23 protein-coding genes and 1 tRNA gene are annotated in these 26,145 nt (G+C 29.5%); 3 read left to right on the top strand and 21 right to left on the bottom strand.

Annotated features, from left to right (window positions below):
* Positions 1-59: 59 nt before the first annotated feature.
* From IC219_RS11470 to polA, 21 genes are all read right to left on the bottom strand, one after another.
* Positions 60-3,038 (bottom strand): penicillin-binding transpeptidase domain-containing protein, encoded by a 2,979-nt coding sequence (locus IC219_RS11470; protein ID WP_227434077.1) that lies wholly within the window; start codon positions 3,036-3,038, stop codon positions 60-62.
* A gap of 11 nt (positions 3,039-3,049) precedes the next feature.
* Positions 3,050-3,538, bottom strand: coding sequence for a rod shape-determining protein MreD (gene mreD, locus IC219_RS11465; protein ID WP_227434076.1), 489 nt, complete (start codon positions 3,536-3,538; stop codon positions 3,050-3,052).
* Positions 3,539-3,553: 15 nt separating this feature from the next.
* Complete coding sequence (gene mreC, locus IC219_RS11460; protein ID WP_227434075.1) at positions 3,554-4,447, bottom strand: rod shape-determining protein MreC; 894 nt, start codon at positions 4,445-4,447, stop codon at positions 3,554-3,556.
* A 9-nt stretch (positions 4,448-4,456) separates the two neighbouring features.
* Entirely contained in the window at positions 4,457-5,518 is a 1,062-nt protein-coding gene (locus tag IC219_RS11455; protein ID WP_269469188.1) for a rod shape-determining protein, read from the bottom strand.
* Between the two features lie 70 nt (positions 5,519-5,588).
* Positions 5,589-6,248 (bottom strand): RadC family protein, encoded by a 660-nt coding sequence (gene radC / locus IC219_RS11450; protein ID WP_227434327.1) that lies wholly within the window; start codon positions 6,246-6,248, stop codon positions 5,589-5,591.
* 44 nt (positions 6,249-6,292) lie between these two features.
* Positions 6,293-6,877 (bottom strand): Maf family protein, encoded by a 585-nt coding sequence (locus tag IC219_RS11445; RefSeq protein ID WP_227434074.1) that lies wholly within the window; start codon positions 6,875-6,877, stop codon positions 6,293-6,295.
* Positions 6,878-7,096: 219 nt separating this feature from the next.
* Entirely contained in the window at positions 7,097-8,068 is a 972-nt protein-coding gene (locus IC219_RS11440; protein WP_227434326.1) for an RnfABCDGE type electron transport complex subunit B, read from the bottom strand.
* A gap of 15 nt (positions 8,069-8,083) precedes the next feature.
* Entirely contained in the window at positions 8,084-8,659 is a 576-nt protein-coding gene (rsxA, locus tag IC219_RS11435; RefSeq protein ID WP_054269663.1) for an electron transport complex subunit RsxA, read from the bottom strand.
* Between the two features lie 14 nt (positions 8,660-8,673).
* A complete protein-coding gene (gene rsxE, locus IC219_RS11430) occupies positions 8,674-9,267 on the bottom strand; it encodes an electron transport complex subunit RsxE (RefSeq protein ID WP_227434073.1) in 594 nt (197 codons plus the stop codon).
* Positions 9,268-9,279: 12 nt separating this feature from the next.
* Entirely contained in the window at positions 9,280-9,849 is a 570-nt protein-coding gene (locus tag IC219_RS11425; RefSeq protein WP_227434072.1) for an RnfABCDGE type electron transport complex subunit G, read from the bottom strand.
* Positions 9,849-10,826, bottom strand: coding sequence for an RnfABCDGE type electron transport complex subunit D (locus IC219_RS11420; protein WP_227434071.1), 978 nt, complete (start codon positions 10,824-10,826; stop codon positions 9,849-9,851). Before IC219_RS11420 ends, IC219_RS11425 begins: the two co-directional genes overlap by 1 nt.
* Positions 10,827-10,848: 22 nt before the next feature.
* The gene (gene rsxC / locus IC219_RS11415) at positions 10,849-12,186 is read right to left on the bottom strand and encodes an electron transport complex subunit RsxC (RefSeq protein WP_227853330.1); all 1,338 of its coding nucleotides are present in this window, start codon (positions 12,184-12,186) and stop codon (positions 10,849-10,851) included.
* A 215-nt stretch (positions 12,187-12,401) separates the two neighbouring features.
* Positions 12,402-13,346: a hypothetical protein gene (locus IC219_RS11410; RefSeq protein ID WP_227434069.1), complete on the bottom strand. Its 945-nt coding sequence runs from the start codon at positions 13,344-13,346 to the stop codon at positions 12,402-12,404.
* Positions 13,347-13,452: 106 nt separating this feature from the next.
* The gene (locus IC219_RS11405) at positions 13,453-14,736 is read right to left on the bottom strand and encodes a C40 family peptidase (protein ID WP_227434068.1); all 1,284 of its coding nucleotides are present in this window, start codon (positions 14,734-14,736) and stop codon (positions 13,453-13,455) included.
* A gap of 131 nt (positions 14,737-14,867) precedes the next feature.
* Positions 14,868-15,239 carry a VOC family protein gene (locus tag IC219_RS11400; protein WP_227434067.1) on the bottom strand — a complete coding sequence of 124 codons (372 nt, stop codon included), beginning with the start codon at positions 15,237-15,239 and terminating at the stop codon, positions 14,868-14,870.
* A gap of 232 nt (positions 15,240-15,471) precedes the next feature.
* Complete coding sequence (locus tag IC219_RS11395) at positions 15,472-16,071, bottom strand: hypothetical protein (RefSeq protein ID WP_227434066.1); 600 nt, start codon at positions 16,069-16,071, stop codon at positions 15,472-15,474.
* A gap of 200 nt (positions 16,072-16,271) precedes the next feature.
* Positions 16,272-16,484 (bottom strand): heavy-metal-associated domain-containing protein, encoded by a 213-nt coding sequence (locus tag IC219_RS11390; protein WP_227434065.1) that lies wholly within the window; start codon positions 16,482-16,484, stop codon positions 16,272-16,274.
* Between the two features lie 78 nt (positions 16,485-16,562).
* Positions 16,563-18,281, bottom strand: coding sequence for an ABC transporter substrate-binding protein (locus IC219_RS11385; RefSeq protein ID WP_227434064.1), 1,719 nt, complete (start codon positions 18,279-18,281; stop codon positions 16,563-16,565).
* Complete coding sequence (locus IC219_RS11380) at positions 18,281-18,835, bottom strand: lytic transglycosylase domain-containing protein (RefSeq protein ID WP_227434063.1); 555 nt, start codon at positions 18,833-18,835, stop codon at positions 18,281-18,283. Before IC219_RS11380 ends, IC219_RS11385 begins: the two co-directional genes overlap by 1 nt.
* Entirely contained in the window at positions 18,828-19,430 is a 603-nt protein-coding gene (coaE, locus tag IC219_RS11375; protein WP_227434062.1) for a dephospho-CoA kinase, read from the bottom strand. The genes IC219_RS11380 and coaE overlap by 8 nt, the downstream gene beginning before the upstream one ends.
* 8 nt (positions 19,431-19,438) lie before the next feature.
* Positions 19,439-22,087, bottom strand: a complete 2,649-nt coding sequence (gene polA / locus IC219_RS11370) for a DNA polymerase I (RefSeq protein WP_227482181.1) — start codon at positions 22,085-22,087, stop codon at positions 19,439-19,441.
* Positions 22,088-22,426: 339 nt separating this feature from the next.
* Here polA and IC219_RS11365 point away from each other — a divergent pair.
* From IC219_RS11365 to IC219_RS11355, 3 genes are all read left to right on the top strand, one after another.
* Positions 22,427-22,509: transfer RNA gene (locus IC219_RS11365), tRNA-Leu, on the top strand.
* A 938-nt stretch (positions 22,510-23,447) separates the two neighbouring features.
* Complete coding sequence (locus tag IC219_RS11360; RefSeq protein ID WP_227831248.1) at positions 23,448-24,857, top strand: MBOAT family O-acyltransferase; 1,410 nt, start codon at positions 23,448-23,450, stop codon at positions 24,855-24,857.
* A gap of 16 nt (positions 24,858-24,873) precedes the next feature.
* On the top strand, positions 24,874-26,067 hold the full coding sequence (locus IC219_RS11355) for an alginate O-acetyltransferase AlgX-related protein (RefSeq protein ID WP_227831249.1): 1,194 nt from the start codon (positions 24,874-24,876) through the stop codon (positions 26,065-26,067).
* The last annotated feature ends 78 nt before the right edge of the window (positions 26,068-26,145 follow it).

Below are 26,145 nucleotides of genomic sequence, written 5' to 3'. Positions count from 1 at the left end.
TGCGCTTTAAACCCTTTTATTTTTTCTACATAAAGCTAAAGTTTATAAATGGATTTAACTTATCTATTGATTTGTGACTCGAAATTTATATTTTCGTCAGAAGAATTATTAACATCATCCGTCTTGTTGTCTTTTTTGCCATTAGTTGGCTCTAATCCCATATATGTTCCAATAACTTCTCTAGTTGGTAAAAGTGAGAATACACTTGAATCACCTTGAGGAATTACACATACAACAGCTATTTCTGGGTCATCTGCTGGTGCAAATGCAACAGTCCATGTAAAAGAACCATAATCTGCTTTAAACTTATCTATTTGGTCATCTGTTATTTTTGGATTTAATTCTTTTATAGCTTTTCTTAAATATGAAGAATTCACTTTATCAGTATCCTCTAATTTAACTTTTACTCCATCTTCTAATTCTTCTTCTAATTTCTTTCTTTCTTCGTCTTTTAAATCTTTATTTTCTAGTTTTTTCTTTATTTCTTTTTCTTTAGCTAATGAAAGTTCTTTTTCTTTTTCTGCCTTCATCTTATCAGCCATTTTAATTGCATCATTTAGATTAACATTATAAGATGACATATGACTCTTTAAATATTCATATTCATTATCTGTAGGTATTTTACCACTTTTCTCAGCTGTACCAGTCTTTGCTGCTACATCTATTGGGAAATCAGCAAAAGCACTTTTTGCTGTACCTTGTCTAGCAACCAATTTCATACCTTTTGTTAGTTCCTTTAGATTGTCTGGATTTTTGAAAGGTATTTTTTCCACTTTCTTTTGGTCATTAATTTTTACTGATGAATAATCACTTGAAACAGCTCTATCAACTACAGATAATTCTACTAAATTACCTCCATTTGCTATAGCAGCTACGTATCTTGATATTTGAGCTGGTGTATAGGCATTTTCACCTTGCCCTATAGCTAAGTTGAATGTATCAGCAGTACTCCATTTTGCAAAGTTAAAGTAACTAAATACCGCCATATCCGCTACATCTTCCACTCTATTTTCTTTAACATCCAATTTTTTCAATCTATTCATCGTTTCTACTCTACCAGGAGTTTTCTTTTCAGCTGCCCAACTTACAATTTCATCGATTCTTTTTTCGTATTCTTTAGGATTTTTATCTCTAGTTATATCAACAAAGTCATTGGCCATTTCTCTATCTAAAGCTGATTTTAACAATGCTTGTGTTGATTTTAATTTATCCTCTGTGCTAGGCACCTTACCTGCTCTTTCTTCTACTTCGTCTTCAAGCCCAGTATTTTCATCTAATCCAAATAGTTTTGCATACTCAAGTATCTTATTTGCATTCATATCTATACCAATACTTTTTCCATCTGGCCATGTCTTACCTGTACCAATAGTTGCCATATATATGTTACAAGACTCTTGTATAGCTTTATATAAATTTGTCATACCATGATTTCCTCTACCATGGTTCCACACATAGTCCCCAAATGATTTTTTCCCTAGCATAATAACTCCAGGGTCATTTATAGTGAAATTTGGATTTAGACCATTTTCTAAAGCTGCCATTGAGGTTACCATCTTAAATGAAGAACCTGGCTGGAATTCCCCTTGTGTAACTAAGTTTAATAGTGGACTTCCTGCTAGTAAGTCATTTGGATTCTTTGGTTGTAGTGCTTTATAGTCTTCTGTAGAAATACCCTTTGCAAATTTATTTGGGTCATAGTCAGGATAACTTGATGAAGCTAAAACCTCTCCATTTTTAACATCAATAGCTATAAGAGCTGCTGATTGTGCCTTTCCTGCATATGCACTAATTGGCTTATCCCCAAACTTACTTTTAAAAGTACCTCCTTTTGAAGCAACTTCTATTATCTGTTTTAATGCATTATCTGAAACTTCTTGTAAATCTTTATCTAATGTAAGGTATACAGTATCTCCTGATTTAGGTTTTTTTGATTCAATTTCTTTACTGATTCTACCCAATGCATCAACTTTAACCATTTTATAACCATCAGTTCCTCTTAGCTTGCTTTCATTACTTTTTTCTACTCCTGCAAGACCTACCATATCTCCTGTTTTATATCCTTTTTGTAGATATGATTCTATTTGAGTTGATGGCATTTTTCCTACATATCCTAACATATGTGAAGCTAAAGTTCCATTAGGATAATATCTCACTGGTTCAACTGCTACTGAAACACCAACAAGGTCCATAGCACTTTCCTCAATCTGTGCAATGGTAGTTTCTCCTACATCTTTTGCAATTGTTACTGGATTATATTGAGAATATCCTTTTGATTTTATTAAATCTCTTACAACCATTATTTTTCTTGCATCTTCATTACTTAAACTTTTATCAATCTTAAATGCATCGCTATTTCTTACTTTTTCAAACGCTTTTTCAGCACTCAAATTAGTCTCTTTTATTTTATAACTGGCCAACCAATCTCTCTTATCTCTCTCTGCTGTAAACATCCATTTACTAACTAAAATAGGAGGATAGTATCCATTTTCATTTAGTTTTGCTTGTAATTTTGTTGCATCTAACCTTTTATCTTCTTGAGACAAGATTCCTGCTGATATAAGTTTATCTACCAAGTAATAAAAACTCTCTTTAGCATTATAATCACTTGGTATTCCATTTTCTGATTTATATTCTCTAATCTCTCTGTCATATGTATAATAGTACTTTCCATTTTCTACATATATAGGAAATTCATCTACATATTCTTCACCATTTTTCTCAAGTAAATTTATAAGCTTCAATGATATTTCATTTGCTCTTGAACGCTTATTAGCATCTTTTTTATTAATATCGTTACCTGAAACTTGAACAGTAAATAAATTTTTATTTCCTGCTAGCAATCTTCCATATCTATCTTTTATTTCTCCTCTTGGAGCCTCTATTGCCAATTTTTTATATGTTTTATTTTCAGCTAACTCATTGTAGTATTCATATTTAAATGTAGTCATGTAGACTATTTTTACTAAAATAGCTAAAAATATCACGCTTATGACTATTTTCATTATTTTAAATCTATCAACTTGTTTATTTTCTTCCATGAAATCACCAACTAATCTTCTTTAAGTTTTAAAACTGCTCTTTTAGACAAGCGATATATTATTAAACCAATTAAACTATTCACTATTGGTGCTACTAGTAGACCCTTTACTAAAAGTGTTGATATGCTATAGCTTTGATAGATTATACTAGATGTACCTATATTGACAATTGAATCAATTAAACTCCCTATTAAAACCAAAACGAAAGTAATAATATAGCTACCTTTATATAGTTGATCCCTCATGTGTCCAATCGCATATGCAATAACAAACAAAACTAATGCATTTACACCAAGAATTCCACCAATGGTTATGTCCTTAATAAGCCCTATTATGGCTGCTATAATCCCACCTTCTAATTCATCCAAATAAAGAGAAATTATAGTTACATATATAAGAACTAAGTTAAAGCTTATTCCAAAAATATTTATATAATTTGTTATACTATTTTCTATAGTCATAACCACAATACCCAATAGACAAAGTAAAACTTTTTTCATTGTTTTTTATCCCCTTTATCCTATATTTCTTGGTTCTATGACTACAACGTCATCTATATTCTTAAAATCAACATAAGGTTTTACAACTACATATTTTAGTGATTTATCTTTATCATCAATTACCTTTTCAACCTCACCAATTGGTATGCCTTCTGGGAAAAATCCAAGACCAGATGTTGTTATTATATCTCCTTGAATTACATTATATGATGAGTCAAACATATAACCTTGTAAATAACCTTTACTATTATAACTATCCTTATTGTCTAAAGTAGTATTTTGAGTAATTGCTCCTTTAGCACTAGCATTTTTTGCTAATTTAAAACTTACAGATGATTTAGAATCTAATAGTGAAATTGCCTTACTATAATCGTTGGAAACTTCATAAACTATACCAACTAGACCACTGCCATTCATAACTATACTTTCTTTTTTTACACCTGAATTTTTTCCCGCACCTATTATAAAACTCTCATACCAGTTTCCATCATTTTTACCTACAACACTTGTAGAAATACTCGTTGCTTTATATTTTTCTTCTACAAAGCTAAGTGTCTTCTTTAATTCTTCTAATGATTCTGTCTTGTCTAATTTGGTATTTAAAGCTATAACATCTTTTTTAAGCTTTTCATTTTCTGATTCTAATTTTTTTACCTTTTCAGAGTTATCTCTATAATTTAAGATATCTTTAAAACCATTTTTTATAAATGAAAATCCATCATTTATTCCTTTTCCTACACTTGTAATAGCATCTGATGCTACACCTAAGTTTACTGGGCTTCCACTTGAAAACTTACCAATTGATATACCCACAATTCCAATTAAAGTGATAGCAACTACGCCCGTTGCTATCACTTTAACATTAATCCTTTTTTTCTCATTTTTATTCTTGTCAAATCTCAAGGCCATCACCAACTTCTAATTTTTAGCATTCATCATTAATACTTTTTCAAAAATTTCTTGGTCTTCAACAGATTTTCCTGTTCCAAGTGCAACACAATCAAGAGGAGCTTCTGCTATTTGAACAGACATTCCTGTTTCTTGTGTAATAAGTTTATCAAGACCTCTAAGTAAAGCTCCTCCTCCTGTTAGCATTATTCCGTTTTCCATTATGTCTGATGCTAATTCTGGTGGAGTCTTTTCTAATGTAGATTTTATAGCATCTACTATTGAACTCACAGGCTCTTTTAATGCTTCTCTAACTTCTGTAGAACATATTTCTATTGTTTTAGGTAACCCTGATATTAAATCTCTACCTCTTATTTGCATATTTATTTCTTCATCATCTTTAAATGTAGAACCTATGCTAATTTTAACATTTTCAGCAGTTCTTTCACCTATCATAAGATTATATTCTTTTTTTACATAGGCAACTATAGACTCGTCAAATTCGTCTCCACCAATTCTTATAGATTTAGCAGTAACAATTCCTCCTAGAGATATTACAGCTATTTCTGAAGTACCTCCACCGATATCAACTACCATATTACCTTCTGGCTCTTCAACCTTTAATCCAGCTCCTATAGCCGCTGCCATTGGTTCCTCTATAAGAAATGCATCTTTAGCACCAGCTTGTCTTGCAGCCTCTTCTATAGCTCTCTTTTCAACTTCTGTAACTCCAAAAGGAACACATATAGCTATTCTTGGACTTACAACACCTTTTTTATCAGCTGCTTTTTGTATAAAGTAACTAATCATTGATTGAGTTATATCAAAGTCAGCTATTACTCCATCTTTCATTGGTCTTATAGCTACTATATTTCCTGGTGTTCTACCTATCATTTTTTTAGCTTCTTCACCTACTGCTAAAACTTCTTTACTGTCATCTCTTATTGCAACAACTGAGGGTTCTCTAACAACAATACCTTGTCCTTTTATGTAAACTAATGTATTTGCAGTCCCTAAATCTATTCCCATATCCTTTGTCATCTTGTTAAAACTAAAAAAACCTCTTTTTTCTTTCTTTTTTTCCTTAGCCATGATTTTACTCCTTCCTACTAATTAAGAATCATGTTTAAAACATTCTCCTACTATTTTATCACATATAAAGTCAAATTATCATATTTTCTTTAAAGCTAAAGTATAATCCATCTCCAATTATTATATGGTCAATTATTTCAATCCCAATTATTTCTCCGCATTTAATAAGTCTTGATGTAATATTTTTATCTTCCTTTGATGGTTCTACACTTCCTGAGGGGTGATTATGCATCACTATTATTTTACTTGCACTTCTCTTTATAGCTTCTTTAAAAACTTCTCTAGGATGGACTAATGATGAGTTTAAAGTCCCTACAGATATATCTACATCAGATATTATCTCATTTTTTGTATTTAAAAGAACTGCCTTAAAAACCTCTTTTTTCAAATACCTCAGACTATTCATATAATATTTATGTATATCCCAAGGATTTTTTATTTTATACTTCATAGGTTTAAAACTAGCTACTCTAAAGCCTAGTTCTAAAGCTGCTTTAATTTGGGCTGATTTTGACAATCCAATTCCATCTATATTACACAGCTCCTCTATTGTCATTTCCTCTAAATGTCTAATACCCTGAATATCTTTATTTATTATATAGTTGGCTAACTCGATTGCATTTTTATGTTTGTTACCAGTTCTTAAAAGTATAGCCAACAATTCAGCATTTGATAAGCTTTCTACTCCTTCAGCAAGCATCTTTTCTCTGGGTCTTTCCTCTAGTGCCATTTCTTTTACCTTAATGGTTGAATTAAATGACTTTTTCAGATAAATCACACTCCATAAAAAAGATTTATATTAAAATGTTCCTTTAACAAGTCACCTAACTTTGAAATTGGAAGTCCAACTATATTAAAATAATCGCCTCTAATCTCTTCAACTAGCAAAGCTCCATATCCTTGTATTCCATAAGCTCCTGCTTTGTCAAATGACTCTTTAGTTTTCAGATAATCCTCAATATCTTTTTCTGATAACGTTTTAAATTTTACATTGCTGATTACATAGTCAATTATTTTTTTATCTTTGCACAAGTTTATTAAGCTAATACCTGTTATGACTTGATGCTCTCTTCCAGATAGTCTACTTAGCATGTCTCTTGCACAAGACTCATCTTTAGGCTTTCCTAAAATAGCATTATCTAAAACAACAACAGTATCAGCTCCAATAACAACATCTTTCTTATGTTTAGATGCTACAAACATACTTTTTTCAAAAGCTAATCTCATAACTAAATGTTTTGGTGCTTCACCTTCCAATATAATCTCATCAATTTCACTTTTAATTATATCAAATCTTACATTTGTATTCTCTAGAATTTCTTTCCTTCTTGGAGAGGCTGATGCCAAGATTATATTCATTTATTCACCTCATTTGTACGTAATTTGTACCTATTTAGTCTATCACTATATTGTAAAAAATTCAACAGAAATGTCGAACCTTTTTTGTTACACTATTGTTATATTTATTACCAATAAAATAAATATACATAAAATAGAGGTATGGAAATTATTCCATACCTCTGTTTTATGTACTCATTAGAGATATGGAAATTATTCCATATCTTTATTTTGTCCATATTACAAAATTTTAATAGCTTTCTTTGGACATTTTTCCATACATAAATGGCATCCTACACATTTGTCTGCATCTACCTTATGTTTTTCTTTTAATTCACCTTCTATTGCATCAAACTTACATTGTTTTTTGCACACTGTACATCCCACACAAAGTTCTTGGTCAATAGTAACTTTCTTTCTTTTAGCTATATCACCTGATATTACTTTTGTAGGGCATTTTTCTACACATTGCATACAACCTACACACTTACTAGGGTCTATTTTAGCTATTTTGTTTTCAAATATTATTGCATCAAATTTACAAGCTTTTACACACATTCCACAACCAATACATCCAGCAGTACATTTTTCTTTAACAGCTTTACCAAATTCTTTGCTATTACATTCTACAACTATTGATTGGCTTTCTGGTTTTGTAATTATTATACCCTTAGGGCATGCTTCTTTACATTTTCCACAGTTAACACATTTTTCTTCATCTATTACTGCTACTCCATCAACTATAGAAATAGCATCAAATTTACAAACAGTCTTACATGTTCCAAGACCTAAACATCCAAACTTACACATTTTAGCTCCTGAATTTAAAACATTTGCTGCTCTACAATCAGATATTCCTTCATACTCATATTTATCTTTTGCACTTGAGCAAGTTCCTTTACAAATAACTTTTGCTACTTGTTTTTCACCTGCTTCAGCACTTACGCCCATTATTTCTCCAACTTTTGCACCAACATCTGCTCCACCTACAGGGCAACCATTAACTGGTGCTTTTCCTTCAACTATCGCACTTGCAAGACCTCCACATCCTGGGAATCCACAACCACCACAGTTAGCACCTGGAAGTACTCCTAGTATAGCTTCCACTCTTTCGTCTACTTCTACAGCAAACTTTTTAGATGCAAAATCTAATACTATCCCGAAGATTAAGCCCATAACTCCTAAAACTAATACAGCTGTAAGTATCACTATTTTCACCCCTCTTTTTTATAGCTTTATAAGTCCTGTAAATCCTAAGAAAGCTATTGACATTAAACTTGCTGATATAAGTGTTATAGGGAAACCTTTAAACGCTTCTGGTATATCAGCTAATTCTAGTCTTTCTCTTATACCTGCGAATATTACTATTGCTAAAGTAAATCCAGCTCCTGCTCCAAATCCGTTTATTATTGTTTCTACTAAATTATAACTTTTTTGAACATTAACTAGAGCTATACCAAGAACTGCACAGTTTGTAGTTATAAGAGGTAGATAAACTCCTAATGCTTGATATAAAGATGGACTCATCTTTTGAATTACCATTTCAACGAACTGAACTATAGAAGCTATAACCAATATAAAAGCTATTGTTTGTAAAAATTCAGTTCCAGTCTTTACTAATAAAATTTGTATAAAATAAGTTATAATTGAAGCTAGAGTTAGAACGAATGTAACTGCAACTCCCATCCCTACTGCTGTATCAACTTTCTTAGACACTCCTAAGAAAGGACATATACCCAAGAACTGAGATGTTATAACGTTATTAACAAGAACGATACTTAAAAATAAAAGTATTAAATTCATTTATTACACCTCCACTACGCTTTTTTACTTCTTAATTTATTAAATCCTGCAAATAAGAATCCTAATGTTAAGAATGCACCTGGTGGTAATATAAATATTAATACTGGTTGGAAAGATGCTCCAAATAGTGTCATTCCAAATAAACTACCATTTCCAAGTAATTCTCTTACTGCACCTATTACTGTAAGAGCAACAGTAAATCCAAGACCTTGACCTACACCATCAACAATTGAAGCTAGTGGACCAGTTTTAAAAGCAAAACTTTCTGCACGAGCTAGTATTAAACAGTTAACAACTATTAATGGTATATATATACCAAGAGCCTTATCAAGAGCAGGAACATATGCTTTTAAAACCATTCCTACTATTGTAACAAATGTAGCTATAATGACTACAAATATAGGTATTCTTATCTTATCTGGTGTGATTTTTCTTAGTAATGATATAACTAAATTTGCACATATTAAAACTGCTGCTGTTGAAAGACCCATACCGATTCCATTTATTGCTGAAGTTGTAACGGCTAGTGTTGGACACATACCTATAACTTGCACAAATGTTGGGTTCTCATCTATTAGCCCATTTTTAAATACTTTAGCTAAATTCATAATTAACCCTCCTTATTTATTAAGAGCACTATTGAAGACATCTATTGCAGCATTTACTCCTGTAGTAACTGCTGTAGATGTAATAGTTGCACCTGATATTGCTAATATTTGATTTTCTGCTGTTGTGCTTCCTTTTGCTACTTCAAGAGGTTCAGCAGTTTTTCCTTTGTATTGACCTTTAAATGCATCATCTTTAGCTTTTGCTCCAAGTCCTGCTGTCTCTGACATATTACCAATATCAACACCTGTAACTTGGCCATCAGCTGATATACCTACCATAACTTCAATTTCTCCACCATAGCCACTTGGTTTAGCTTTTAAAGTATATCCTACTACCTCAGAACCATCTAGCCCTTCATATACTTCAGCTATAAGACCATCTCCAAGGTCTTTATAAGTACTTTCCTTCATTTCTTTAAATTCTTTTGCTTCTGGAAGTACTGCTTTTCTAAGTTCATTGTTTGCTTGTATATTTCTTTGTTCTATTACTGGAGCTGTAACTTGATTTGTAGCTCCAAGTGCTAATGAGGCTATTGCACTTATAGCAAGTAAAGTTCCACCTAGTCTTACCATACTATTCATTATTTAGCCACCTCCCCAAACACTCTGTTTCTAACAAACTTATCTATAAGTGGTGCAAGACAGTTTACTAGTAGTATTGAGTAAGATACACCTTCTGGATATCCACCATACATTCTTATAACAGTTGTTATAAGACCAGCTAATACAGCGTATATTATTTGACCTTTCTTAGTCATAGGCGAAGTTGTATAATCCGTAAGCATGAAGAATCCACCTAACATAAGTCCTCCAGCAAACAGTTGATATATTGCAAAATTTATATTAAATCCACCTAAAAGGAATGTTAATATAAATACAGTTGCTATGTAAAATACTGGGATAACATAATTTATTATGCCTTTATACATTAGGTATACTCCACCTAATAATAATAATATTGCTGATGTCTCACCTATACATCCACCAATATTACCAATCATCATATCAGCGAGACTAATTCCATTGCTAGAAAGGTCTGCTAATCCTGCTGCTCCATTTTTCAAAAAGCTTAATGGTGTTGCAGTAGTAACTGCATCTAAATTTTTACCTATCCAGTTAACACCTGGTTGAGTCCAAGCAGTCATTGCTACTGGAAATGATGCTAATAAAAATGCTCTTGCAGCAAGTGCTGGATTGACAAAGTTACATCCAATTCCACCAAATACCATTTTAACTACTAATATTGCAAATATTCCTCCTACTAGACACATCCACCAAGGAAGTGATGCTGGTACGTTAAATGCTAATAATAATCCTGTTACAACAGCTGAAAAATCTCCTATAGTACTTTTATGCTTCATAAGTTTTTGATATAAAAATTCAGTACCTACTGTACCAAGTATACAAAAAAACATAGCACTCAATGCATTAAGTCTAAAGAAGTATACTCCTGCTACTGCTGCTGGAAGGAGTGCTATAATAACTTGTTTCATTATATATGAAGTATCTTCATTACTTCTCACATGAGGAGAAGATGATACTATCAACTTATTTTCCATCGTTTTTCCCCCTTAACTTTCTTTATTTCTGAGCAGCTTGCTTTCTTCTCTTTGCTCCTATTTCTCTTTTTGCTGATCTTATAGATTGAAGTAATGGTCTTCTTGCTGGACAAATAAATGAACAAGACCCACATTCTATACAATCCATAGCTCTATGATATTCAGCTGTGTCATAATCTTCCTTCAAAGAATATGCACTTATGAAAAGTGGTTGTAAGAATGATGGACATACATCTGTACATCTTCCACATCTTAAACAATTTTGAACATCTGGTGTACGTGATTCTTCTTCATCTAAACATAAAATCCCTGAAGAACCTTTATTAGTTGCTATTTCAGTAGTATATTGAGCTATCCCCATCATAGGTCCACCCATTATCACTTTACCAACTTTTTTATCTTCTTTAAAACCACCACATTGGTCTATTATTTCTGAGACTAATGTCCCAACTTTTGTTATTAGGTTTTTAGGTTCTTTGATACAGCTACCTGTTATTGTAGTAATTCTTTCTACCAAAGGCATACCTGTTTTAATAGATTTAGCTATTTGAGCTGCTGTGGCAACGTTGTCAACAACTGCACCTGCTGCTATTGGCAATCCGCCTGATGGAACTTCCTTACCTGTACACGCATAAATAAGTTGTTTTTCTGCTCCTTGTGGATATTTCACTTGAAGGCCAACAACTTCGATTTCACTATAATCTTTAGCTACATTTTGAATGGCTTCTATAGCATCTGGTTTATTTGTTTCAATTCCTATAAATCCTTTTTTAACATCTAATACTTTCATTAATGCTCTTAAACCAAATACAACATCTTCTGGATTTTCCACCATTAATCTGTGGTCTGCAGTTAAATATGGTTCACATTCTGCCCCATTTAATATAACTACTTCTGCTTTACTGTCTGGTGGAGGAGATACTTTTACATGGTTAGGGAATGTAGCTCCACCCATACCTACTATTCCTGCCTCTTTTATGATACCTACTATATCTTCTTTGATCAAATCCTCTAACTGACCTTTTGGTTGAACACTTTCATGTAATTCTTCCTTAAAGTCATTTTCGATAACTACACATTGAGCTGAACCACCTGGTACTTCATGTTGTTCAATAGCAATAACTTTACCTGATACTGAAGAATGAACGTTACATGAAACGAAACCTTGCTGTTCACCTATTTTTTGCCCAAACTTTACTTCATCACCAACTTCAACAATAGGTTTAGCTGGTGCCCCTATATGTTGTTGAAGAGGAATGTAAACTATCTTTGGAGCTTGAGCTTTTTCAAGTGCCTTTGTGTTAGAGTACTCTTTTCTATATGGAGGATGTATCCCTCCCTTAAAAGTTAAGAGTTTCATTGTTTTACCCCCTTATCTATAAAAAAACATTTTTTCTGCCTTCTATAAGTATACTATATATATTAAAAAATCTTAACAATTGTTAAAAAAATATCCCTATTTTTATAATTTATTTTATAAATCAACGCCTCTTTATTAAGTTAAAACGAGGAAAAGGATTGTCTTATTAAACAATCCTTTTCCTATAGCTTTCTAAAGTCTAAATTTTCTGTATTTTATTTTATGGAATTTATGAACAAAGAATACTCTTGCATAGATGATAAAAGTAGACTTTTACTTACACTATATTTTTCTTCATTTGCTGCTTTTGAGGCAGTATCAATTTTTTCGTTTATGTTCTTTACATAGTCAATCAAATTATCTTTAAATAAACTCATTTCAGAATAATCAATCTTTTCAGCTTCTTTTGATATATTTTGTGATATTGCCTTTCTATTTGTCAAAATAGTATTATATTTTTCCATATCTACATTATTTTCATCATTCGACCAAAAACTTGATTCTTCTTTAAAGTTTGTTATTAATTTATTTAATTCTTTGGATATACTATCTATATAAGCATAATTACTTGTATATTCTAAAGATAGCATAGGTGCATCTAAATGAGATAAAAACGCATCTGGAAATACTTTTCTTATAGAACTCATATGCTTTCTAACTTCATTTTCATCAAAAGAAGAGTATGTTTGTATTTTTTTTACTCCATCCTTCTCCATAACTGAAAAAGGTATATCACTACTAACTAATGATGTTTGTATTTTTTTCAAATCGTCATCATTATCTATTGCAGCAACTTGGATGGTATATATATCCCATCCTTCAATAGTAGCTAATTTTACTTCTTCTGGTTCCTTGGTATTATTTACTGCTTTTTCTGAATTATTATTTTGATTATTATTTGAATTAGTTTGTGATTTAGATTTTTTTCCATTTTTTATGGCATTTAGTTCATCAGATATATCTTTATAAGTTATATCTGATGAACTATTTAGAAATGGTATTTTAGCTGATATATACTCTAACATCTTGCTATCTTTTATTTTTGTATAAGAATAATAGCCAATCAAACATAAACAAGCAATAGTTATTATATACTTACGCACATCTATCTTATGTCTATTATTATTAAATCCTCTGTATATCGTCTTTCTTCTATTCATTAGTTTGTCCCCTCCCAAAATTATATTATTAATAAAGTATATTTTTAAGAGTCTCAATTTATGAATAGAAAACTTATTTATTTTAATTTTTTAATAAAAATTATATCTACGAAGCAAATCTTCTTGCTCCAAGCAATGCTTTAGACCAATATGAAGTAGTCAAATTGTCTACTTTAACCTTATTAGGATTAGTTTGAGTTCCACTACAATGTATAAACTTACTATTGCCTACATATATACCTACATGGTTCGTTGCTCCATCTCCGTCAGTATCAAAGTAAACTAAATCTCCTGGTGCATAGTTACCCATAGAAACTGCACTTCCAAATTGAGCTTGCTCTCTAGAAACTCTTGGTATAGAAAGTCCAACTGAGTGTTTAAAAACATACTGTGTAAATCCAGAACAATCAAACTTATCTGGACCAGATGCTCCCCATTGATATGGTATTCCAATAAGTGTATATGCAAAATCTACTACTTTTGAACCATTTACAGTCGATTTATCTGAATTTCCAATAGATGAAGAATTTGAATTACTATTAGATTGGGAATTATTATTAGATGATGAATTAGAGTTTTCTTTTAATCCTTCAGTAGTCTCAGAAATATAACTAGAACTTACCCATCCAGTTGTCCCATTTGATAATTTTACTTTATACCATCCATTACTTTTAGCTTTTAACTCAACAACATCTCCACCATTTAATTTTCCGATTACAGAATAGCTTGTCCCAGGACCACTTCTTACATTTAAACTTACAGTAGATGTTACTTTTCCCTTCTTGCCTTCAAGTGATACTTCACTAGATTGATTTTTATCAGTGTTGTTATTATTAGTAGTATTACTTGAATTAGAATCATTTGTTCCAACATCTTCTGATGTTTTTGAGATATACTGACTACTAGCCCATCCAGTAACTCCATTTGATAGCTTTATTTTATACCATCCATTACTTTGTTCTAATAACTTTACTACATCTCCATTATTTGCTTTACCAACTAATGAGTAGTTTGTACCTGCACCACTTCTTATATTTAATCTAGAACTGACATTTACTTTTCCATTCCCACTAATAGATGTTCCACTTGATGTTGAATTATTTTGATTCGAAGTACTTCCAGATGAACCACTCGTTGATATGTATTTTGAACTTCCCCAGCCAACAACAGAACTTGACACTCTTACTTTATACCAACCATTAGATTTTTCTAAAATTTCTACAGTTTTTCCCTTATATAACTTTGCTACTTTGTCACAATCAGCACTTGGCCCGCTTCTTATATTTAAAGCACTAGCTGTCACAACTCCCTTTTCAAGAGCACTTGCATGTATGGAACTAACAGATACTGCTACTGCTCCAATCCCTAAAGCCGTTATAGCTTTCTTCACTACTATCACTCCCCCCAACATATTTTTATAATCATAAATTTGTACCACTATTATCCATTTTTAACAACTATATTTTAATGATAACTTATTCTATTATTAATTGTAAAGAAATTATAATTATATTATTAAAATTAATGATTCTTAGGAAGTATTTCAATCCAATAATTATCTGGGTCCGCTATAAAATAAATTCCCATACTTTCATTTTCAAAACATATACAATCTAAGTCTTTATGAAGTTTTTTTGCCTCATCAAACTCTTCAACTTCTAAAGCCAAATGGAACTCATTATCCCCTAAATTATATGGTCTATCCCAATCTCTAAGCCAAGTTAACTCTAATGTATGGCTAGTAATCCCATCTCCTAAATAAACTAGTATAAAACTTCCATCTTCTGCTTCTTTACGCTTTACTTCTTTTAGACCTAAAGCTTTATCATAAAAATTCAAACTTTTTTCTAAGTTAGTAACATTAAAATTGTTATGGCAAAAACTAAACTTCATTTTGAAATCACTCTCCAATTTTTACTTTTTTTATATTATATCATTATTATAACTTTATTTAAATCAAATTAAGTTAAAAATTTGAATAATACTACGTAATACTTAAGTAGCATTAAATTATTTAAAAGAATATGTCAAAAAAAGAATAAGTTCTATTAAACACATGAAAAAATTGTACTCAAGTTATCTTGATTGTGTAAAATAATAGAACTTATTTTTTTAATTTTTATATTTAATTTTTAATTTTTTCTTTTATAATATAGTTTATTACTTTTTTTCTAATATCTTCAGCACTATAATCATCCTCTATTTCTATATCTAAAAGTTTTGCTATTGATTTCATATCTTCCCTAGTTTTTGACCTATAGCTTGATATCAGTTCATCTTTTATTTTCTCAGGTTCTAAAAGATATTCTTCATCTCCTCTTTTGAAAGTAACATATTTTTGAGCATATGAATTTCTATTATAGTATATATACCTTGATATTTTTCTTAAAATCTGATTATATGAAAGTCGCTTATTAACATTAAGCTTTAAGTACTCTGAAAAAGCAAATAGCTCTTTTTTTGATTTAAATAATGTTTCTTTTTTGATAGTTCTTGATATCGAAGTTACACTTTCTTGATATGCACACTTTTTTAACATTTTTAAATATACTCTATTAAGACCAATACTTTGATTGAATTTTTTTATATTATTATTAATAACTTTATCCAAATTACCTTCAAAGTATTTTTTTGCTCCTTTTTGTGATACATAACTCTCAAGTTCTTTGTGGGCCATATCAAGTATCATTTTTTTTAAATCTTCTTTATATCCTCTAGACTCCATGATACTCCCTCCCTTAGCTATTTATAGTATATTCAAAAAGTTTACGAAATGTGAATCTTTCTCGAAATTTTTTACTTTTTATGTATATATTAATTTAAAAGGGGAGATAATAGTAATGTAAAATCAAACATACTCAATCTCCCCCATTTTTAGACCTCTATTACTCCCCCAATAGAGGTCTTTTTTTATTTTATTATTTTTTATTCAATTCCTTTTAATTCAAAACCTAACTCTGCTATTACTTCTTTTAACTTATCAACTGATACATCATCTTTCATATCTACAGATGCACATTTATTTTCCAAATCTACATCTAAAACTTCAACACCATCTATATCTTCTGTTAATGCAGTTTTAAGGTGATTTACACAGTGTCCACAACTCATACCTTCTACTAATAGTTTCTTTTTCATATCAATTACCTCCTTATACCCTATAAGGGTATTTTATCACACAGTTTAAATTTTTTAAATATAAATTAGTCATTTAATTTATTTCGATTCATTTGAGCTTATATCTAAGTTAGAGATTCCCTCATATACATCAAATTCATTTGGAGTAATCTTTCCTTTTAGTCTACTATTGCTTACAATATAGTTGTTTCTAATAGCTAAACTTATAAATGTTGCATTATCCTCAACATATTTTTGTACATCTTTATAAGCTTTCTTTGTTTCAATTTCAGATGCAGAACTTGTCAGTGCAGACATGTATCCATTTAACTTATCATCAGTATATCCGCTGCTTGCTATTATACTACTTACATCTGGTACAATAGATAATTTCCATCCTACCAATGCCAAATCGTAATTTTTAGAATTAAGGGCACTTTCCATTTCTTTGTCTGATAACTGATTTATTGTATTGTTTATTCCTATAGCTTTTAGGTTTTCACTTATTATATGTGATGTTTTTAACCTCTCACTATTATCTTTATTTACTATTATTTTTAAATTCATTTCAGAAAGTCTTTTCTTTACTTCCTCTTTTTCTTTATTTTTTTTATCTTCAGCTTCTTTTTTTACTCTCTCAGCTTCTTCTTGTTCAGCCTTTTTTTGTTCTTCTGCAGTAAGTTTCTTTGTATTTTTTTTAGTTGATTTTTTTTGTTTTTTATCTACCTTATCATTTTTTGGATTCACTGCATTTATATTTGCATATTCTACTTTATTAAGATACTCAATCGCTTTATCTTTATTGTACTCTAAATCTTTCACATCACTGCTATAATATTTTGATTTTGAGTTAAGTGGAAAATTAACAGGAGTTGCATCATCCATATAACCTTCACTAATAATTCTACTTTTATTTATAGAATGTGCAATTGCTTTTCTAAAATTGACATCCTTAAAAAAAGAATTATTGTAATTAAATAATACACATTCATAATCTCTACCTTGATATTTTGTTATATTAAACTCTTTTTCTTGAAATTTGCTCAAATCATTCAGCGTAACATTTGTTATATCACTATCAAGAGCCATAACCATAGATGTTCTAGCATCTTCGTTAGGAACCATTCCTACTTTTACATTTTTCATAGCTTTAGGAACTTCTTCATAGTAATCCTTATTCACAGATAAAATCATTCCTTCTCTTTCTGTATATGATTCTATTTTATATTTCCCATTTCCTATCATATTATTATTTTTGTCATTTACATCTTTTGAATCTAAATGATTTTGAGATACTATTGGAAATATTAAACTATCAATAGAAAAAGCATACTTAGCTTTAAATTTTATTGTAAAATCTTTATCTGATTTAATATTTACAGAAGCTATATTTTTTGTAAATTCATTATATGGACTTTCTGCACTTTTTTGAATTAAACCAATTGTATAATTTACATCATTTGAAGTAACTTCTTTTCCATCATGCCATTTTGCATCGTTTAATTTTATATCTATACTCATTCCATCTTGAGCTATATTGTACTCCTTCACTAATTGAGGAGTTACATTATAGTTTTCATCTATTGTAAACAAGCCATCATAGATTAAGTTCATTATGTAGCCAACAGACTTATCAGTATTTGTTATAGGGTTTATAGTCTTAGGAGTCACCATCGTTAAGTTTATATACTTGGCATCTATAGAGCTCTGACTTTTAATACCTGATTCACTGCTACTTTCTTTTGTTTTAGTATTACTACAACCAACTATCATAAGAGTTATAGCTAAAATTACTGTTAAGACTTTTATTTTCTTCATTAGTTTTTCCCCTTCTCGCCATATATCTTATTATAATTTTTATAATTATTTTTTACTTTTTCTACATACTTTGAAGTTTGTTCAAAGGGTATATCATGTAGATTCTTTCCATCTTTACTATATTCATTATTTTCTAACCATTTCTTTACATTACCTGAGCCACCATTATATGCAGCTATTACTAAATCCAATGAACCAAATTCTTTATATAATTTATTTAAATACCAACAACCAATTCTTATGTTGGTTTCTGGGTCAAAAATATCAATATTTTCTAGATTCAGTTCTTCCGCTCCCCAATCTCTAGTTATGTCTAATATTTGCATTAACCCTTTGGCCTCTTTTTTTGAAACAGCAGAGCTATTAAACTTACTTTCTGCTTTTATGACACTGTAAACTATATTTTCATCTAAATTAAATTCTTTAGAATATTTTTCTACATACTCTGAGTATTTTTTAGGATACAAAAACTTATGTATTATTTTGCTTTCCATTAATAGTGCCCCAAATAAGATTATAAAAATAGATAGAACCAATACTTTCTTATTATTCACGCCAATTCTCCTTCATGTATTCAATAAATTTGTATACTTTATTCTCTAATTCAGTTATTGTTCCCGAATTATCTATTATATAATCACCATATTTGGATTTTTCTTCCTGACTCATTTGTGAATTTATTCTGCTAAGTGCTTCTTGTTTACTACAATTATCTCTCTTTTGTATTCGGCTAATTTGTACTTCTTGTTTACAAGTAACCACTAATAGCTTATCTACTATTTCCAAAAATCCACTTTCTACTAATATTGCTGCATCTAATATTACTATCTTTTCGTCTTTTTTTCTAGCTTCTTCTATATCACTTATTATTTTTTCTCTTATTATTGGATGTGTCAGATTATTTAACTCATTAAGTTTTTCTTCATCATTAAAAACTATTTTCCCAAGAGCTTTTCTATCTAAAGTTCCATCATCCTTTTTTATATTTCGACCAAAATGTTTAAATACTTTTTCTAATAACAACTCATCCTCAAAGATTTGTCTAGATATAATATCTGCATCCACTATAGTAATGTTAAATTTTCTAAATATATTCGATAGGCTGCTTTTTCCACAGCCTATCCCTCCTGTAAGTCCTAATATCAACATAAAATCACCTACTTTGTCTCATACCAAGAACTACCAACATTTAAATCTACATCTAAGTGAACATCCATATTTACAGCATTTTCCATTTCATCTTTTACAATCTTTTTAACTATATCTATTTCATCGTCAATTGCTTCAACTATCAATTCATCATGAACTTGTAGTATAAGCTTTGATTTCAAATCATTTTCTTCTAACTTTTTGTGAACATTTATCATAGCAATCTTTATTATATCTGCTGCACTTCCTTGTATTGGTGCATTCATTGCAAATCTCTTTCCTCTATTTCTCTCCATAAAATTGCTAGATTTTATTTCTGGTATATATCTTCTTCTGTTTAAGATAGTCACAGCATAACCATCTTCACTGGCCTTTTCTACTGTAGTGTCCATAAACTCTTTTATCTTATGATACTTAGCAAAATAACTTTCTATATACTCTTTTGCTTTTGGCACAGGTATATTTAAATCATCAGCCAATCCAAAATCACTTTTACCATATATAATACCAAAGTTTACTGCCTTAGCTGCACCTCTTAATTCACTAGTTACATCTTCCATAGAAACATTGAAAACTTGTGAAGCTGTTTTAGTATGAATATCTTCATTATGTTTAAATGCTTCTATCATATTTTCATCTTGACTCATATGTGCAAGAACTCTAAGTTCTACTTGTGAGTAATCGGCATCAACTAGCTTACAATTTTCATCTGCAATAAACACCTTTCTTATTTTTCTACCCATTTCCATTTTTATAGGTATATTTTGAAGATTTGGTTCTGTAGATGAAATCCTTCCAGTAGTTGTTATAGTTTGATTAAATGATGAATGAATTCTATTACTTTCTGGATTTATTATGTTTAGAAGACCTTCAACATAAGTAGAATTCAGCTTTACTATTTGTCTATACTCAGTTATTTTGTCTATTATTGGATGTTTATCCCTTAATTTTTCTAAAACATCTGCATTAGTTGAGTATCCAGTCTTGGTTTTTTTGATTATTGGAAGTTCTAATTTTTCAAACAATATAACACCTAATTGTTTTGGTGAATTTATATTAAATGGCTCTCCTGATAATTCATAAATTTCCTTTTCTAGTGTAGAAATTATTTCTTTAAACTCAATACTTAGGTCATCTAGTATACTCTTATCTACTTTTATACCTTCATACTCCATATGTCCTAAAACTTCCACCAAGGGCATCTCTACATGGTAAAAAAGACCATCCATACTCATATCGATTAAACTTCTTTCCATCATAGGAATTGTTTCTTTAACTGTGCAGATTATTTGCCCCATATACTCTGCCAAATCTTCAAATTCTAAATCTTCGTAGTTCTTAGATTTAACACCTTTACCTAGTAATTCTTCTTTTGATTTAACTTTTTTTGATAAGTATTTCATAGCTATAGCACTACAGTCATATGATGTAGATGAGGTAGAATCTATTAAATACTCCGCTATTGTTATATCAAAATTTATATTTTCCAAGTTTATATTATATGGCTTTAAAGATATATAATCATCCTTTAAATTATATCCAAACTTCTTGATTTCTTTATTTGAAAGTATACCATCTAATTTTGTTACTTCATCTGAATCTATATAATATATTTTTTCTCCATCTACACTTATAAAGATATATATTATATTTTTTTCAAGTATATTACCTTGTCCTCTAACAGTTTTTAAAATAACTTGTCCTTTTTTATTTACTTCATCTATAAATTTATCTATATCTTTTAATTTTAATATTTCTATTTTTTCTTCTACTTGTTCGGTATCATCTGAGTCAACCAAGTCAACTAATCTTGATAAAAGGCTTGTAAATCCAAAATATCTAAACTTATCTAAAAGTTCATCTTTATCATAATCGCCAAAAATCATACTATCCAAATTTACTTCAATTGGTACATCTCTTATAATTGTTGCAAGTCTTTTGCTTTGAATAGCTATTTCTTTATTTTCTTCTATCTTCTTTTTTACGCTTCCTTTAAGTTTATCTGTATTTTCTATTAAATTCTCTATACTAGAAAACTCTTTTATAAGTTTTATTCCTGTTTTTTCCCCTATTCCAGGTACTCCTGGTATGTTGTCTGATTTATCTCCCATAAGTCCTTTTAAGTCAATAAACTGAGTTGGAGTCATTTCATATTTTTCAATTACAGAGTTAAAGTCATATTCTTCAACTTCTCCTACACCTTTTTTTGTTATAAGAGTAGTCGTCTTATCTGAAGCAAGTTGAATGGCATCTTTGTCTCCAGTTACTATGTATACTTTATATCCATTATCCTCTGCTTTTTTAGAAACAGTTCCTATAATATCATCTGCTTCATAACCATCTATTTCTAATCTATTTATTTTAAATTTATCTAAAAGGTCTTTTAGTGGCTGTAATTGCTCTGCTAATTCATCTGGCATTCCCTTTCTTCCTGCTTTATAATCTTTATACTCTAAGTGTCTAAATGTAGGTGCTTTTCTATCAAAAGCTACACTTATATGTGTTGGTTTATATATATCTATTATTTTAAACAACATTGTCGTAAATCCATATATAGCATTAGTTTTTAAGCCTTCTTTATTATTCATTTCTGGCAAAGCGTAAAATGCTCTATTTATTATTGAATTTCCATCTATTATAATTAATTTTTTTTCCAAATTATATCACTCCTAAAGATTCTCTATTTTTGTAACATATATATTATATACCAATATGCTATTATTTAATATTCCCATAATAATAATAGTATATTAAAATTAAATATGTTGCAAACAATATATTTTTTTGCTATAATAATAAACATGACATGACCGAGTGGTGGAATTGGTAGATGCAATTAACTCAAAATCAACTGTGTTGATTCATAAGTTTTTATGAGGAAAAGCTAGTATTTATGATATTTTGACAGTTTGATGAGTGCTTTGTATTCAATATTCCTCTTGCATATTCTTGGAAAATCTGGTAGGATATACAAGTAGTTCGGATTTAAAATATAAGCCGCTGTGGCGGAACTGGCAGACGCATACGACTCAAAATCGTACGGGAAACCATATGGGTTCGAGTCCCATCAGCGGCACCAATAAATTAAAACTCTTTAGTTTAGACTAAAGAGTTTTTTTATTGTAATATTTTTTCATCTTTGTTTCTAGCCTTGTATAAGTATAAATACCATAGGCATGACTTCTTGAACTCCTAAAACATATCTAAACAAAGCAGGATTTTTTATGTATTTACTTAATAAATCCATACTTCTTATCATATTGATTTTTTCCCAATCTCTAAAACTTTTCCCTCTCTAAAAATATTTATAATCAATCATCATTATTCAGTATAACGATTCGATATTATTTTAAAGTATTTGTCATTTAAAACAAACTTGTAATAAAAGCATATCTGAAAGTATTCTGACTCCAATACTTAATAAAGAGTTCTTTTTACAATTATAGATATAAACAACATCTATCTTAATGGACTGTATAGAGCTACAACCAAAGGCAAACACATATAGTTAAACAATGTGTCCGTGATTTTTCTTTATTATTTTATCATAATAGCTTTATTAATCCATTATAACATTACATCATTTTAAAAAAATTATATAAAAAGTCAAAATTTACATATATATTAATAAAACTTGTAAAAACACAGCTAAATTTGTACAATTAAGTACTTAAAACTTGAAAATACTTACTTTGCTATATATTTTAGATAAATATATAATTTATTTAGTTAAAAAAGGAAGTTGTAAATATAAAAGATAATTTAAAAATAACACTAAAATACATAAAAAGTTATAAAGCTAGATCTTTAACAATTGCTCTGAGTATAATTCTTGCTACATCAACTTATTGTTGGTATTGGTACTCTCAAGAAGTGCTCAGCAAGCAGTGGTAGTTAAATAGTATGGGCTTAAAATCAGAAATAAATCAAGACCTCACTCTTAATATATATATTATTAATTTTAGTTGTTTTATTTATTATTCATTTATTAAATAATAAAAAGATAAGGAGTCTAATATGATATTCAGTAGTTTAATATTTTTATTTTTATTCTTTCCAGTCACACTCATTTGCTATTACTTGGCAAATTCTAAGTATAAAAATGTTGTGTTACTTCTAGCAAGTATTGCCTTCTATGCATGGGGAGAACCAAAATATATTTTTTTGATGATGCTATCAATAATAGTAAACTATATATTGGGTATTAAAGTTTCTTACAGTAAAGATAAGAAAATATGGGTTGTGCTTTCTGTGATTTACAATATATCCATTCTTGGGATATTCAAGTATAGCAATTTCTTTGTAGATAATATTAATTTTTTATTAAACACAAATATAACTATACCTAAAATTAAATTACCTTTAGGTATCTCATTTTTCACATTTCAGATAATGAGCTATGTAATAGATGTATATAGAAATGATGCTAAAGTTCAAAGAAAATTAACTAACCTAGCATTATACATAAGTTTATTCCCTCAGCTTGTAGCAGGTCCTATTGTTAGATATCAGACTGTGGCAGATGCCATTGAACATAGAGAACATAATTGGTATAAATTTACTCAAGGCGTAAACAGATTCGTTATTGGTCTTGGAAAAAAGGTAATTTTAGCAAATCAATTAGGTATAATTGCAGATGATGTATTTAATAAGTCATCTGGAGATTTATCAAGACTTGATGTGTGGCTAGGTGTAGTTTGCTATACACTTCAAATATTCTATGACTTTAGTGGTTATAGTGATATGGCTATTGGTTTAGGTAAGATATTTGGATTTAATTTTTTAGAAAATTTCAACTATCCATATATCTCTCAAACAGTATCTGAGTTTTGGAGAAGGTGGCATATATCTTTAAGTACTTGGTTCAAAGACTATGTATATTTCCCATTAGGTGGAAATAGAGTCTCTAGATTAAAACTATATAGAAATCTATTTATAGTATGGTTTTTAACTGGCATGTGGCATGGAGCTAATTGGACTTTTATTATATGGGGTCTATATTTTGGAATATTAATATCAATAGAAAAAGTATTTTTAGAAAGGTTGTTATATAAAATGCCAAGAATCATAAGACACATGTATTTACTTTTTATAGTCATGATTGGATGGGTATTTTTTAGAGCAGAAGATTTACCAAAAGCTATTAAGTTTATAGGTATTATGTTTGGTTCTGGCAATTATCCACTTGTCAGTAATGCATTCAATGTATTTATAATTGAATATTGGTATATAATTGTTGGAGCAATCATTCTATCAACTCCTATTGTAGAAGTTATAAAGTCATTAGTAGTTAAGAAGAAGAAAAATACACTAAATAGCACAATGTGTCAAGTTACTAATGCGGCTTTCATAGTTGTTTGCATGTTTATTGTAATGGTAATGTTAAGTAGCTCAACTTATAATCCATTCTTATACTTTAGATTCTAATTTTGGAGGTATTGACATGAATAAAAATAAACCAAAGATTGTTGCCATTTCATTTTTAATTATAGTATTTGGATTTTTTATACTAAACTTCTCACTTCCAAAGAAAAAATTAAGTATAACTGAAAATAGAAATCTTGCAAAATTCCCAACTATAGAAAATTTTAAAAAAGGTAACTACATAGATAAATTTGAAGAGTACTTTAATGACCATTTTGCATTTAGAGATGAAATGATATCAATAAATACAAAATCTCAAGCTAGTTTAAATAAAACTAAAGTAGGTAACTATTACTTAGGAAAAGATAACTGGATATTAGGTATGTTTCCAAAAGTTTTAAACCAAAACCAATTAAATAGATACGAAAAGTCTATTAATTACTTATCTGTTCTAAGTAAAGATATGGGAAAAGATGTGTATTTTACAATGATGCCACATAAATCTAATATGCTAAAACATTTATATCCTAAGTATGTTGATAATATAAGTAATATAGATATAAATTTAAAGAATTTTAAAAGTAGATTAAATCAAGATTCAATTAAATACATAGATATGGATGAGTATTTTTTAAGCAACTATTCAAATAAAGAAAGAGAAAATTTATATTTTAAAACTGACCATCATTGGACTGGATATGGAGCATTTGAAGGCTTTAAAATGATGGCATCAAATATGGACTTGGGTCTTTCTAAGCAAGATTTAAGAAATCATTTTAATAGCTACAAAAAGTCTATAGTTACTGATAAAAAGTTTGTAGGAAGTTATAATCAAAATATAGATATGCTAATTAAAGAAAATGAATATGTAGTTTATATGACAAAAGATAACCAAGATTATAGCTTTGATATAAATGGAAAAGAAAAAGAAGAAAGACAGGTCTATGCAACTAAAAGAAGTGATAAAAAGTGGGATTATGGTGGGGCATACATTAGAGGAGCTCAAACTAATATATTAACTGTAAAAAATCCTAAAGCATTATTAGATAAAAAAATACTAATATTTAGAGATTCATACCAGGCTCCTACAACACTTTTATTTGCTGATATGTTTAATGAAGTAGAGATAGTAGACCCTAGAAATATAAATTCAATAGATAAAACATACAAAGATATGATTGAGGAAAGCAATGCCGATGTTGTAATGTTTATGTATAATAGCTCTGGGTTTGATTCAATGATAGATGCGATGATAGATAAAGGAATAGTATAATATAAAAATATTAACTAAAATTAATTTTAAGGGATTATTTCAAAATAAAAATTTGAATCATCCCTTTTTTATACCAAA

It is taken from the genome of Clostridioides sp. ES-W-0018-02 (assembly GCF_020658175.1).
GTDB lineage: Bacteria > Bacillota > Clostridia > Peptostreptococcales > Peptostreptococcaceae > Clostridioides.
The sequence above is the reverse complement of the archived record's forward strand: the minus strand, read 5'-3'. Positions and strand labels throughout refer to the sequence as shown.

Coding starts and splice junctions, on each gene's coding strand:
- mreD (WP_227434076.1), bottom strand. CDS start 3,538: ATGAAAAAAGTTTTACTTTGTCTATTGGGTATTGTGGTTATGACTATA.
- mreC (WP_227434075.1), bottom strand. CDS start 4,447: ATGGCCTTGAGATTTGACAAGAATAAAAATGAGAAAAAAAGGATTAAT.
- rsxC (WP_227853330.1), bottom strand. CDS start 12,186: ATGAAACTCTTAACTTTTAAGGGAGGGATACATCCTCCATATAGAAAA.
- IC219_RS11395 (WP_227434066.1), bottom strand. CDS start 16,071: ATGGAGTCTAGAGGATATAAAGAAGATTTAAAAAAAATGATACTTGAT.
- IC219_RS11385 (WP_227434064.1), bottom strand. CDS start 18,281: ATGAAGAAAATAAAAGTCTTAACAGTAATTTTAGCTATAACTCTTATG.
- radC (WP_227434327.1), bottom strand. CDS start 6,248: ATGGCACTAGAGGAAAGACCCAGAGAAAAGATGCTTGCTGAAGGAGTA.
- IC219_RS11400 (WP_227434067.1), bottom strand. CDS start 15,239: ATGAAGTTTAGTTTTTGCCATAACAATTTTAATGTTACTAACTTAGAA.
- rsxA (WP_054269663.1), bottom strand. CDS start 8,659: ATGAATTTAATACTTTTATTTTTAAGTATCGTTCTTGTTAATAACGTT.
- IC219_RS11390 (WP_227434065.1), bottom strand. CDS start 16,484: ATGAAAAAGAAACTATTAGTAGAAGGTATGAGTTGTGGACACTGTGTA.
- IC219_RS11420 (WP_227434071.1), bottom strand. CDS start 10,826: ATGGAAAATAAGTTGATAGTATCATCTTCTCCTCATGTGAGAAGTAAT.
- IC219_RS11425 (WP_227434072.1), bottom strand. CDS start 9,849: ATGAATAGTATGGTAAGACTAGGTGGAACTTTACTTGCTATAAGTGCA.
- IC219_RS11360 (WP_227831248.1), top strand. CDS start 23,448: ATGATATTCAGTAGTTTAATATTTTTATTTTTATTCTTTCCAGTCACA.
- IC219_RS11410 (WP_227434069.1), bottom strand. CDS start 13,346: ATGAATAGAAGAAAGACGATATACAGAGGATTTAATAATAATAGACAT.
- rsxE (WP_227434073.1), bottom strand. CDS start 9,267: ATGAATTTAGCTAAAGTATTTAAAAATGGGCTAATAGATGAGAACCCA.
- coaE (WP_227434062.1), bottom strand. CDS start 19,430: ATGTTGATATTAGGACTTACAGGAGGGATAGGCTGTGGAAAAAGCAGC.
- IC219_RS11455 (WP_269469188.1), bottom strand. CDS start 5,518: ATGGCTAAGGAAAAAAAGAAAGAAAAAAGAGGTTTTTTTAGTTTTAAC.
- IC219_RS11355 (WP_227831249.1), top strand. CDS start 24,874: ATGAATAAAAATAAACCAAAGATTGTTGCCATTTCATTTTTAATTATA.
- IC219_RS11470 (WP_227434077.1), bottom strand. CDS start 3,038: ATGGAAGAAAATAAACAAGTTGATAGATTTAAAATAATGAAAATAGTC.
- IC219_RS11445 (WP_227434074.1), bottom strand. CDS start 6,877: ATGAATATAATCTTGGCATCAGCCTCTCCAAGAAGGAAAGAAATTCTA.